The 12,164-nt window shown below is 43.0% G+C and carries 10 protein-coding genes; 1 reads left to right on the top strand and 9 read right to left on the bottom strand.

What is annotated here, in order from left to right; all coding sequences use genetic code 11:
* Positions 1-18: 18 nt before the first annotated feature.
* The 4 genes from PNC201_RS18575 to PNC201_RS18560 form a co-directional block, all read right to left on the bottom strand.
* On the bottom strand, positions 19-1,872 hold the full coding sequence (locus PNC201_RS18575; protein ID WP_102057975.1) for a monovalent cation:proton antiporter-2 (CPA2) family protein: 1,854 nt from the start codon (positions 1,870-1,872) through the stop codon (positions 19-21).
* 105 nt (positions 1,873-1,977) lie between these two features.
* On the bottom strand, positions 1,978-2,406 hold the full coding sequence (locus PNC201_RS18570) for a GNAT family N-acetyltransferase (RefSeq protein ID WP_102057974.1): 429 nt from the start codon (positions 2,404-2,406) through the stop codon (positions 1,978-1,980).
* A 267-nt stretch (positions 2,407-2,673) separates the two neighbouring features.
* Complete coding sequence (gene feoB / locus PNC201_RS18565; RefSeq protein WP_102057973.1) at positions 2,674-4,758, bottom strand: ferrous iron transport protein B; 2,085 nt, start codon at positions 4,756-4,758, stop codon at positions 2,674-2,676.
* 18 nt (positions 4,759-4,776) lie between these two features.
* On the bottom strand, positions 4,777-5,004 hold the full coding sequence (locus PNC201_RS18560) for a FeoA family protein (protein WP_010605304.1): 228 nt from the start codon (positions 5,002-5,004) through the stop codon (positions 4,777-4,779).
* A gap of 170 nt (positions 5,005-5,174) precedes the next feature.
* Between PNC201_RS18560 and PNC201_RS18555 the strand changes: the two genes are divergently transcribed.
* Entirely contained in the window at positions 5,175-6,206 is a 1,032-nt protein-coding gene (locus PNC201_RS18555; protein WP_102057972.1) for a LacI family DNA-binding transcriptional regulator, read from the top strand.
* A gap of 36 nt (positions 6,207-6,242) precedes the next feature.
* Here the strand turns inward: PNC201_RS18555 and PNC201_RS18550 are convergent, their stop codons facing one another.
* The 5 genes from PNC201_RS18550 to gtfA all read right to left on the bottom strand — a co-directional run bounded on the left by PNC201_RS18550 (position 6,243) and on the right by gtfA (position 12,079).
* Positions 6,243-7,334 (bottom strand): hypothetical protein, encoded by a 1,092-nt coding sequence (locus PNC201_RS18550; RefSeq protein ID WP_102057971.1) that lies wholly within the window; start codon positions 7,332-7,334, stop codon positions 6,243-6,245.
* A gap of 93 nt (positions 7,335-7,427) precedes the next feature.
* Positions 7,428-8,627, bottom strand: coding sequence for an organoarsenical effux MFS transporter ArsJ (gene arsJ / locus PNC201_RS18545; RefSeq protein ID WP_102057970.1), 1,200 nt, complete (start codon positions 8,625-8,627; stop codon positions 7,428-7,430).
* 6 nt (positions 8,628-8,633) lie between these two features.
* Positions 8,634-9,644 carry an ArsJ-associated glyceraldehyde-3-phosphate dehydrogenase gene (locus PNC201_RS18540; protein ID WP_102057969.1) on the bottom strand — a complete coding sequence of 337 codons (1,011 nt, stop codon included), beginning with the start codon at positions 9,642-9,644 and terminating at the stop codon, positions 8,634-8,636.
* Positions 9,645-9,665: 21 nt separating this feature from the next.
* Positions 9,666-10,427: a metalloregulator ArsR/SmtB family transcription factor gene (locus PNC201_RS18535; RefSeq protein ID WP_233525281.1), complete on the bottom strand. Its 762-nt coding sequence runs from the start codon at positions 10,425-10,427 to the stop codon at positions 9,666-9,668.
* A gap of 182 nt (positions 10,428-10,609) precedes the next feature.
* Entirely contained in the window at positions 10,610-12,079 is a 1,470-nt protein-coding gene (gtfA, locus tag PNC201_RS18530) for a sucrose phosphorylase (RefSeq protein ID WP_102057967.1), read from the bottom strand.
* Positions 12,080-12,164 lie beyond the last annotated feature (85 nt).

Below are 12,164 nucleotides of genomic sequence, written 5' to 3'. Positions count from 1 at the left end.
TAACCTAATATTTATGCGTTATTGCTCAATGGTTGATGGTTTATTTTCACAATCTTCACCATGGCAGGTATTAAGATCTTCTTGCGCTTTTTCGTCCGCCTGCAACACCTGTTTGAGGTCAGCCATACGCTGACGGATCGCAATACCATAGCTTTCATCGTCTCCCCACACATCGGCGAGCATATGCATAGATTCAACATCGTGTTTGGTAAAGAGGTAACCCGCTCGTGCAACATCTTCTTCACTATGGCCCAATAACTTGAGCGCCTGTTCACCTAACTTCACAGCAGAGACAAAGGTTTCTCGCTCAAACGCAGTGACACCCAATTTTATCAGTTGGTAGGCATGGCGACGGTCGGTCGCACGAACTACAAGTTTTAGGTTAGGGAAATGTTGCTGCGCCAACCTGACGATTTCGAGGGTTTTATCTGGCTCATCAATCGCCACGACCAGCATTTGCGCCTCGTGAGCCCCTGCGGCTTCGAGTAAATCTAATCGAGCACCATCGCCATAAAACACTTGATTGCCAAAGCGACGGAGTAATTCAATTTGGCTTGGGCTGTGATCCAAAATCGATAAATGATAACCCTGTGCATGAAGCAAACGCCCTATCACTTGGCCAAAACGCCCGTAGCCGACCACAATAACGTTTTGTGTCGCTTCCATCGTCTCTAAGCTATCTTGTTCTTGAGGAGTATTGGCCTGGCGTTCAACTATTTTGTCATAAAGAATAAAAATGAGGGGCGATCCGAGCATAGATACCGCAACAACCAGTGTAACTAACGCGACTTGATCTGGAGTTAAGATTGCTAAACTGCCAGTAACCGAAAGGAGTACAAACGCGAACTCACCGCCTTGACACAGGGCTGCGGTAAATAACCATGTCGCTCGCTTATGCAGTGAAAACGCCGTTGCCAACAAATATAAAATAACCGCCTTTAACCCCATTAACAGCACCACTGACGCTAAAATAAATAACCATTTTTGCGCCAATAAGGAAAAGTCGATTGATGCGCCGACGGTCATGAAAAAGAGGCCAAGAAGTAACCCTTTAAACGGTTCAATATCGGCTTCTAATTCATGGCGAAATTCACTTTCCGCGAGAACAACACCCGCGAGAAATGTTCCAAGCGCTGGGGATAAACCAATGCTTTGCATCAATAACGCGGTTGCGATAACGATAAATAGCGCCACCACGGTAAATAGTTCGCGCATTCGAGTGCTGGCAATATACCTAAATAATGGCGCGGCAACATAATGCCCAGCAGCGATAATAGCCAAAATCACAAAAACAGAGATAATCACTTGGAGATAAGTCGGAAAAGCGTGTAATAAATTGCCGTGGCCATCACTCACAGCCAAATCACTAAATGCTAACAACGGCATAATAGCGAGAATGGGGATCACGGCTATATCTTGAAATAACAACACCGAAAACGCATTTTGACCGCCAGATTGTTTAATTAAGCCTTTTTCATTTAAGGTTTGCAGTGCAATGGCGGTAGAAGACAGTGCCAACATTAACGCGATGGCTAATGATTGCTGCCACAAAAAACCAAGCGCTAAATCAATCGCGAAATAGAGTACAGCTGTTGTTATAACCACTTGTAAGCCACCGAGACCAACTATAGAGCGGCGCATCGTCCAGAGCCTTTTGGGCTGTAACTCAAGCCCGACTAAGAATAGCATCATCACTACACCAAACTCGGCAAAGTGCATGACGTCAGTTTGCTCCCCCACAAGATGAAGAAGGTGAGGACCAATTAGGATCCCTGCCAATAAGTATCCAAGCACAGAGCCAAGCCCTAGCCGTTTAGCGATTGGCACCGCCAATATCGCAGCAGCCAAATAGATAGTCGCGAGCAGTAACATAATAAAGACACCTGTTATTGTTATCGTCTTTATTATGTTCAGGGTAAGTGCATTTATCCAGTCTTCGTTCTAAAAAACAAAATATAAATGACCGAAATCCTGCAATTAATCTTGTAAATCCGAATATATAGTGGGGTGGCAGATCTGCATCAAAATGCTCGGATCTGGCACCGCTGCAAAGCCGAATTTTTCATATAGAGTATGCGCATCAAAAGTTGCCAGCATAAAGCGCCTTAAGCCTTGTAGCTCTGGATGTTCAACTACGGCTTGAACAATCGCTTTGCCTACCCCTTTACCTCTGGCACTTTCATCAACTATCACGTCGGCAAGATAGGCAAAGGTGGCATAGTCAGTTATCACGCGACAAAAACCCTGAAACTCACCTTCATCGTCCAAATACATGAAGCTCAGGCTATTTTGAATGGCCTTTTCCAGCAATACTTTAGGCATTTGTTTTGCCCAATAAGAATTAGAGATCAGCGCATGGATAGTATCAAGATGGCGTAAAATTAGAGGAGTATCAGTGGTTATCATTATTGTCCCAGTTAACGGCAAGAATAGAGCTAAAAATTAAGCGATTTTTAGCAAGAAGCAAAGTGAAATTTTCACAGTCATAAATCTTTCATTATTGCGTCACCCTTCCGTCAATAAAGCGGTGTAACCTCCTTTACGAAGACTCCCCTTGATTGATTTAGAGTTGTTGGCAGTGTTGACTCAGTTAACACTGCTTTTTTTTGCTTGATACCAAAACATAAAAAACGGCGCTCTAAGCGCCGCTCAATTAACCAAGCTTTTGAATAACTAACCTAAATTTATCTGATAGGTTGGTGGTTGGTTAAGTTTATTACCCAGTCTGGATAATCCTTTCCACCATGTAAATCCAAACAACAACATCGCTATAATCCAAAGCGAAGCACTCGTTGGCGAGGTGCTTAACTGACTAGCTTGGTAAACTAAAGTCGCCATAATATAAGCAATTGAAGTCGTCCAGCCAATAACAAGCCACATCCACTTACCGCCAGATTCACGTTTAATTGCACCTAATACCGCTACACAAGGGGTATAAAGTAAGATAAAGACAAGATAACTAAATGCACCGATTTGACCATTAAATTTCGCAGCCATTGCCGTAAGTAGCGCAGTGCCACTTTCAGCGCCTGACTCTAATTCGTTAAGTCCTAGTGGATCACCAAGGTTTGCGATAAGATCTTTACTATTGTCTACTATGGTCATCAACGCTTCTTTTAACGAAGCCAACAATGAAAACTCTCCACCTTCCTCTTCGGCACCGGTATAAAGCGCATCTAAAGTACCGACGATGGCTTCTTTGGCAAACATACCAGTCACAACACCAACCGTAGCAGGCCAGTTTTCCTCTTTTAACCCAATTGGCTCAAAGATTGGCGTGACCACTTGTGCAGCCTTCGCCAAAAGTGACTTATCTGTATTCTCATTGCCAAACGAACCGTCGGTACCAACCGAGTTTAATGCACTGAGTAAAATAACCACCATGACAATTGTTTTGCCAGCACGTTTGATAAAGCCGCTCAGACGCTGCCAAGTGGTAATGAATATATTGCGCCAAATTGGCATATGATACGCTGGCATCTCGGTAAACGAGGGTAATTTTTGCGTTTTGAATACTTGCTTTCTAAATAAAAAGCCAGAACCTACCGCGACCACTATGCCAAGCAAATACAGACCAAAAACAACATTGGCTCCGTTCGTTGGAAAGAAAGCCGCTGCAAATAACGCATATACCGTCAAACGTGCGCCGCAGGACATAAATGGCGCCATAATAATCGTCAGTAATCTATCGGACTCTCGACCCATCGTTCTTGACGCCATAACCGCAGGCACATTACAGCCGAATCCAACGATCAAAGGTACAAAAGCATTGCCCGGTAGACCAATGGATGACATCAAACGGTCAATAACAAACGCGGCCCGAGAAAGATAACCACTGTCTTCCAAAATAGATAAGCACAGATACAGCACCGCAATAACAGGGATGAAGGTCGCCACTAATTGAATACCCGCACCAAAACCAGCAGCCAATAACACACCTAGCCATTGAGGTGCGCCAATATCTGCCAGCAAGATTTTTACACCATCGATAAGTAAGGCGCCCACGGCGATGTCAAAAAAGTCGATAAATACAGCACCAACATTAACCGCAATGGTAAACATTAAATACATCATGGCTAAGAAAATAGGTACACCAAGCCAGCGGTTGAGCACGATTTTATCAAGCGTTTCTGTCGTATCTGCACGTTTTGGCGTAATGATACTTACGCCATCAGCCAATTTTTTCACTGCTTGGTGACGAGCAACCGCTTTTTCGAGGGGATCGCTGCTGGCACTCTCGGTGTTTGCCGTCTCAGGTGCTTTTGGAAAACGCGTGATCTGTGCGAGTTGTTCCAACAACGCTTCTTGCCCTGTACCTTTAGCACCGTGGAATGGCACTACAGGTAACCCTAACTGTTCAGAGAGTCTTTTTAAATCTAACGTTCTCCCACGCTGTGTTGCGACATCAACCATATTTGCAACAACGAGAATAGGTTTGCCTAATTCTTTCAGCTGGGAAGTTAATACTAGATTTCGCTGTAAGTTTGCGGCATCCACGATGTTAATGATGACGTCAGCTTCATTTTGCTTTAGGAAGTCACACGCGATTTGCTCATCTTGGCTTGGCTCAATTTGCTCCATGCTATATAAGCCGGGCAAATCTACCAATTCTACGTTTGTGTTTTCTAAAGCAAAATAGCCGAATTTTTTCTCGACAGTTACCCCTGGCCAATTCCCTACTTTTTGTTTAGAGCCGGTCAGGCGGTTAAATAATGTGGTTTTCCCGCAGTTCGGGTTGCCCACTAACGCAATTTTCATACGTGAGCCCTTAATAACTTATAAAACTTCAATTTCAACGAACTGTGCGTCGGCCTTACGCACACTCACAAAGGTGTCACCAATTTTCACTTGCATCGGGCATCCAAGTGGGGCGACGTTAATGACTTCTATTTGCTCACCAGGAATAATTCCAAGTGCCATTATTCGACTCAGTAACGCAGTATCTGGATGGGTAAGAGAAGTGATGGTCGCTGCGCTATTTTTGGAAAGTTTATCTAATGTCATTGATTATGAGAACAATTTGCAATAAAAGTATGGCGCATCATACCTCATTGACTATTTTCTTTAAACTAGATTGCGACAATAATCTATTATTGCTTGTTATTTAAGGTGTTTACTAGTTAAGATGAACTAAACCATTGCCATATGCCTGACTGTATTAAGGGGTCCTGCCAATGAGTAACGACAAAAAAAAATGGACGCTCAAAAGCATTGCGGCGGAATTAGGTGTGTCAAATGCAACTGTATCGAATGCTTTTAACAGACCAGATCAACTCTCTAAATCCAAACGAGAAGAAATCCTAAAAGCCTGTAAAGAATTGGGTTATTTTGGACCTAACAAGGCAGCCCAATCGCTGCGTAAGGGCTCGTTTAACATTGTCGCGCTGGTACTACCCGATAGCGTTGAATATATGGTATCAGATCCCGTTGCAAGTAGCTTTATGCGAGGAGTTGCAAGCGTTTTAGAAGCTCAGCATATTAACCTACTCTTGTTCTCAGGCACCGCAGATAATGTCGGAGACATTGTCGATTTCGTCGACGGCTTAATTTGTTATGGCCGCCCGCGTAATCCCAAGTTAATTGAGCATCTTGCGAATGTTAGCAAACAGGTTGTGACGGTTGACTTTGATTTGCCCGCACATGCCAGTGTTAATATCGACAACCAACAAGCCGCCTTTGATGTAGCGAGTAAAGCATTAAACGACAATAGTGATGTTGCTATTTTTGGTTTGAGATTATTAGACACTGATTTGCTATGCCGCGTATATGAGCAGAACCTAACAGATATAGAGACCTCTATTGCGCATCAGCGTTATAGCGGATATCTCAAAGCCATTGAAGAGCGTGGGTTAACACTTGGCGAAGACAGAGTGTGGAATATTCCTGAAAGCAGCGAAAGGTTTGCAAATATCGCCGCAAAAGAACTACTTAACCTCTCACCAAGGCCTAATACCGTGCTGTGTATGAGTGACTTAATTGCACTACCGCTGTTAAGAGAAGCCAAAAAACTTGGTGTAAAGATACCGCAGGATCTTAAAGTCGTTGGTTTTGATGGCGTTGATGAAGCACTACGCTTTAGTCCCAGCTTAACTACCATTCATCAAAATAGTGAAGAAAAAGGCCGAGAAGCAGCCAAACTCTTCTTAAATAAAAGCGATGATAAAGTAATGCTTGGCTATACCTTAAAAATGGGGCAAAGCTGTTAATTGCCCCAAGCTAAATACTCAAATACGAGAAGTTCCTTACGGACACATGCCTTCCATTTCGAAAAGCACCTCTCCCCAAGGATCATAGAATGTCCATGTACAAGTTTGATAATACTCATTACCATAGCTACGATTTGGGATCCTCCCTGTAGCTGGTGGTAAGTCAATACCACCACTTCCTTGAGAGCCTCCGCTCTTAACACTAGCTTTTCTATATTTATTAAGCGTTTCAAGAACACAATTCGATACTTGATTTAGGCTTGCAGGATTCTCTCTTAAATTGCGCACAGATACTCCTGCAAATTTCGTCATGTCTTTATTTAAATCCATGCGAATACCTTTACTCAAATCTAGATTATATACCACTCTATGGTTGCCATTGATGGCATCATAAAATTCTATGTCGATCGTCCTTCTAGCCGGAACATATTCCACTTGTCCAGAAAAACCAACTCCTCCTTTACCTATCGTGTAGCCAAATTGAGTCATACGAGAACTTTCAAATGCCCCGCCTAAACTACCATACTCCTCAATTAATGCGGCTTCAGTACGTTCTTGCAGCGTCATTCTTGTTCTACCGTCGTAGGCAATTTTTGCGGCTCGAGTAAATCCTTCATTGTCACAGTTATTCACCGATGCCATTTGCATATTGGCTTGATAAGTATCTAATGTGGATTGTGTACTTGATAAATTGTAATACTGTGAAACTTTCGTTGTTGCCTGATCCCAAGCATTATAGAACTTGATTAACTCGTCCGCTAATGCACTTGCGTTATTTGGTACGGGTAAAATTTGACTACGAAGCTCCATGTCCGAGCTAAACCCTCCTTGATTAGTATGCCATAACTTATAAAGCCACTTCTGTTTTGAGTTTGCGTTGATAATTAAGACTTCTTTAGTATCAGAGTAACATTCTTGGATGTAATCCCTATCGAATACTCCTCCACTATCGTAACACGTCAGTGCTGGCTCATACTTTTTAGCAAAGCTTTCCGCAGTACTTGCATCGCATGTATAACATAATTCCGAATCATACATTTTTCTGGTTGATGCTTCGGCTGTAGCAACCTTAGTTAAGGTTAATACAGCCGCTGCCACCGAACTTGACACTAACAGGTATTTATTCATTTATCTTCTCCTTAATATAATCAGCTGAATAAATCCAGATTAGTAAAGCATGAAACCATATAAGGTACAACAAATATTTACAAACAGATACATTCACCTAACAATTTTGTTTGAAATCAGTCCTGCTGTGATTAAGAATATGCAAGATATTACTAAACAAGCCGCTAAGCCATACTCCAAAAAGATCCAACCTGATAGCACGGTACCGAGTAATCGCCCGATGGCGTTCGCCATATAATAGAAGCCCACATCAAGTGACACTCCATCACTATCGGCCAAACTCACAATAAGGTAGCTATGAAGAGATGAATTGATAGCAAACACAATACCAAAGAGTAAAAGCCCACCTACTACAGCTAAGCTTGTCCAGAGCTGCGTTTGAAGTGAAATAGCAATCAACAGCGGAATAGCCGCTAAATACAACGCCCATCCACTGACTTTACTTGGTGTTGATGCAAACTTATCGCGACTAATAAACCTTGGAGTTGTTGATTGCACGATGCCATAACCGATAACCCAAGTAGCCATAAAGCCACCAACCCACCAATGATCCCAACCGAACTGCTGCGATAAAAAGACTGGAAGCGCAACCACAAACCAAACATCCCGTGCGGCAAATAAAAACAATCGCGCGGCAGACAGCATATTAATTGCTCGGCTTTTTGAAAATACATCGCTAAATTTGGGTTTGCTTTTAGCCTTGCCTAAATCGCTTTTTAAGCTGATAAGGCTAAACAACCACACTAATAGCAACATGATTGCCATTAACCACATCGCGCCGGTAAAGCCAAGTAAGGTAAGCAACAACCCGCCAAGAAAAAATCCGACGCCTTTTAGCGCATTTTTAGAGCCGGTAAGTATTGCTACCCACTTAAACAAGGTCCCTTCTTCACCCGATTTTACGATGGCCTTTATCGCACTTTTGGCACTCATTTTATTGAGATCTTTGGCAATACCTGAGAGCGCCTGTGCTGCCATAACATAAGGCACGGTGAGCCAGTGCGTTGGTACTACCAACATCAATAATGCCACTATTTGTATGCCTAACCCAATATTCATGGTGCGGTTTAAGCCAATGCGTGCGCCAAGCCATCCTCCAATTAAATTGGTGACAACACCAAAAATTTCATAAAAGAGAAATAGCATGGCAATTTCAAGCGGGTTATAACCCAATTGATGAAAGTAAAGCACCACCAACATTCTGAGCGCACCATCCGTTAAGGTAAACGCCCAATAGTTGCCTGTCACAATGAGATATTGCTTGATATTTTGAGGTATATTGCGCAGCTGCATAATGCTTTATTCGCCTAACGACAATCCGACTTTACGTACTAATTCCGCGGTACGATTTGCATAGCCCCACTCGTTGTCATACCACACGTACAACTTAACCTGAGTACCATTAACTACCATTGTAGATAACGCATCGACGATACTAGAGCGCGGATCTGTTTTATAATCGATAGAAACTAAAGGTCGTGATTCATATCCTAAAATTCCGTTAAGCTCTTTAGCAGCAGCTTGCGCCATCCAGTGGTTAATTTCTTCCACTGTAGTTGGCCGCTCGACCTCGAACACGCAGTCTGTTAATGAAGCATTCGCCAACGGGACACGAACGGCGTGACCATTTAGCTTACCTTTTAATTCTGGAAAGATATGGGTAATAGCAGTCGCAGAACCCGTTGTTGTCGGAATTAAACTCATGCCACAGGCCCGCGCACGGCGTAAATCCTTATGTGGCGCATCCAAAATGGTTTGCGTATTGGTTATGTCATGAATAGTCGTCATCGAACCGTGCTTTATGCCGATATTTTGTTGCAGGACTTTTACCACGGGCGCTAAGCAGTTTGTGGTACAAGAAGCGGCTGTAACGATTTGGTGGGGCATATCGTCATATAGATGGTCATTCACTCCCATCACAATATTCAATACTCCTTCTTCTTTTACCGGTGCCGTAACAACAACACGCTTAACGCCTTGATCTAAATACTGTTGCAGCAAAGCTTTGGTTTTCATTTTGCCGGATGCTTCGATCACGACGTCACATTGAGACCAGTCGGTTTGCGCAATCTCTTTGTTTTGAGTCACCGACAACACTGTTTCACCTATTTGGATCTGTTCATCTTGAAAAGACACACTGTGATGCCATTTACCATGGACAGAATCAAACTCTAGCAAGTGTGCTAGGGTTTCTGCATTGCCCGCAGGATCGTTAATTTGTACAAACTCGATTTCAGGCCAGTCAAAGCTAGCGCGAAGCGCCAAACGCCCCATTCGACCAAAACCATTGATCCCTACTTTAATTGTCATAAGAACTCCAAAATCTAATTATTAGTTACAGCAAGTTGCCATGCGTGTTGGCCGTTCGCCCATCGCATTTAGCCTCACTAACTCAGCTTTTATATAATCTGGTTGATGCATAACCGTGGCGTTTATCACCGCCTTCATCCATAGCGGTAGCGTTGGGTTTATAGAATAAAATACCCATTGTTTTTGCTTGCGATCACATAGAATTCCAGCCTTCTTTAGCTGCGCCAAATGCCGTGACACCTTGGGTTGGCTATCTTGTTCAAGCGCAGCCATTAGCTCGCAAACACATAGCTCACCTTCCACCATCAACATGGCAAGCGTTTTTAAGCGGATCTCATCCGCTAAGGATTTATAAAATTGCAAGGGTGTAAGTAGCGTATGTTGTGGCTTACCTTCGCGTAGTAGGGAAATAACTTGTTCATTGATGTCGAACAAGGTTTGCTCATAAGCATTATTGCGATTTCGCTCAGCTGGACTCGCAATATCCCACGCAAGGACATGTTCTCCTTGCAGTTTACCTTCGCATTCAGATTGCACTTCAGAGCATAAGGTTACCACCACATCAAAGTGTTCGTCCTTATACTCATTGAGGTGTTTACTGTACAGATTGTCCGTATTAATCCCTAAACGGCGTAGCATTGAAAGCGTAGTCGCATTCACGGTGCTCGGCTTAGTGCCTGCACTATAGGCATGAACATCCGAACCGCCATGAAAGTTAGTTAGCGCCTGCGCTAAAATTGACCGCGTTGAGTTTCCAGAACAAAGAAAAAGTATCTTCATCATTACATAACAAGTTAATTATATAACTTTATTGTTATATAGATAATCCGCTATGTCAATTACGCTTTGTTGATATTTATCTATACATAGCAGCTCAACTAAGATTGCGAGCCGCTACCAAGGATAATCGATGTTGAGGAACTTAAAGCCAGCTTTCTACGCGCAACTTTGGCTCCTCGCTATGGTTAGAAAAGCAGCGATTGAATGTTATAGCTCTGCTCTGTTGCGTTTTCAGAAGTTTTAATCATGGCTTCATCTTTTGCGAGATCAACTCGCAACTCCGCTTTGGCATTATTGCCCTCCCAAGTTATAACCAGATTTGAGCCTTGGCATGTTACTGCAAAATTGCCATCAAATGCGCAGCAAGTATTACGCAGTTTAATTAGAGTTTGCAGACCCTTCACGACAGGTTTATCGAGTGCAGCTTCCACCATCACTACATCCAAATAAGGGCGGTTGATATCGCGCCCAACATTACTTTTTTCAAGGAGCGCCATGTCATTTTCCATCGCCAATAGACCACCGTAATAAACTTGTGGTACTCCAGGGCAAAAGAACTGAACTGCTCTTGCTACTAAATAATAAAAATCATGCTTCCCTAAGGCTTCATAATAACTGCAATTGACTTGATACAAGTCGACATTGCTCGCTGCAGCGCCGGTTGCCTTGCGGCTTTGACCATTACTGTTGCTATGGATCTGCTCAACCAAAGCATCAATTTGATTGGCATCGAGTAACCCTGGTTTATCCCCTTCAGGCCCTGCGTCAATAATGCCAATTCCGTCATGAGTATCCAGCACCGTTAGACAATTACGCGGCGCAATGTCCAACCACTTGGCTAAAGCCGAAAAATCTTTATTGAATAAACTGTGTAAAATAAGCGGAGGGAGCGCAAAATCATAAACACGGTCGACTTTGCTGGCAACCTCTACTTGAGTTTTGTAATAACTGTGAATTTCGGCAATGGTTTCCATGCCAAGTTCATTGGCGCGCTTAGATAATTGATTGATAAAAGCAAAGGCCTCATCAGTCATAAAACAGCTGGTATTTGCGCGTTTGATTGCATATCCTGCGGCATCTAGTCGAATAATTTTCACTCCACTGTCTGCAAACAATGTTAAGACTTTTTCTAAATAAGCGCGCCCCGCTTCTGACTCAACATTAATATCAATTTGGTTATCAGTAAAAGTGGTCCAAAAATCTACAACTTCGCCACTCGCTAACACCTTTTTAGAAAAGCAACTTCCTGGCCTCGGACGATAAATTGCTTGCGCTTGCACTTGCGTAATGCCATTAGGAAAGACATCTTCTTCTTTTAAAAACATCGACCAAAACTGTGACTCTTGGCCATGAGCCAACACATCTGCAAATTCTGCTGACTCTCCTGACACATGGTTAACGATAAGATCTGCCATTACCTCATAGTGCTCGGCAATCAACTTAATATGTTGCCAATCGCCCAATCGCTCGTCGACTTTGGCATGGTCAATCGGGTCGAAACCTGCGTCACTACCATCAATTGGATAGTAAAAAGGCAAAATGTGGACACCACCAAATAGTCCAGCTAACGGGCCCGTTAGTAACGTATTTAATTGTGCAAGGCCGCCGCCAGACAGGCGGTCAGCATACGTGATCAACTGAACTTGGTTTTTCATAATTTACTCATTAAAAAAGTTGAGACTTAATCGATTAAGTTATATCTTTAATCATGAACAAACAATAATCAAGTTTTATCGTAGC

The sequence above is a fragment of the Pseudoalteromonas sp. NC201 genome (genome assembly GCF_002850255.1).
Taxonomy (GTDB): domain Bacteria; phylum Pseudomonadota; class Gammaproteobacteria; order Enterobacterales; family Alteromonadaceae; genus Pseudoalteromonas.
The sequence above is the reverse complement of the archived record's forward strand: the minus strand, read 5'-3'. Positions and strand labels throughout refer to the sequence as shown.

Bases quoted from the DNA above. Each gene is read 5' to 3' on its own strand.
- PNC201_RS18575 (WP_102057975.1), bottom strand. From the start codon at position 1,872: ATGTTACTGCTCGCGACTATCTATTTGGCTGCTGCGATATTGGCGGTG.
- PNC201_RS18570 (WP_102057974.1), bottom strand. From the start codon at position 2,406: ATGATAACCACTGATACTCCTCTAATTTTACGCCATCTTGATACTATC.
- feoB (WP_102057973.1), bottom strand. From the start codon at position 4,758: ATGAAAATTGCGTTAGTGGGCAACCCGAACTGCGGGAAAACCACATTA.
- PNC201_RS18560 (WP_010605304.1), bottom strand. From the start codon at position 5,004: ATGACATTAGATAAACTTTCCAAAAATAGCGCAGCGACCATCACTTCT.
- PNC201_RS18555 (WP_102057972.1), top strand. From the start codon at position 5,175: ATGAGTAACGACAAAAAAAAATGGACGCTCAAAAGCATTGCGGCGGAA.
- PNC201_RS18550 (WP_102057971.1), bottom strand. From the start codon at position 7,334: ATGAATAAATACCTGTTAGTGTCAAGTTCGGTGGCAGCGGCTGTATTA.
- arsJ (WP_102057970.1), bottom strand. From the start codon at position 8,627: ATGCAGCTGCGCAATATACCTCAAAATATCAAGCAATATCTCATTGTG.
- PNC201_RS18540 (WP_102057969.1), bottom strand. From the start codon at position 9,644: ATGACAATTAAAGTAGGGATCAATGGTTTTGGTCGAATGGGGCGTTTG.
- PNC201_RS18535 (WP_233525281.1), bottom strand. From the start codon at position 10,427: ATGATGAAGATACTTTTTCTTTGTTCTGGAAACTCAACGCGGTCAATT.
- gtfA (WP_102057967.1), bottom strand. From the start codon at position 12,079: ATGAAAAACCAAGTTCAGTTGATCACGTATGCTGACCGCCTGTCTGGC.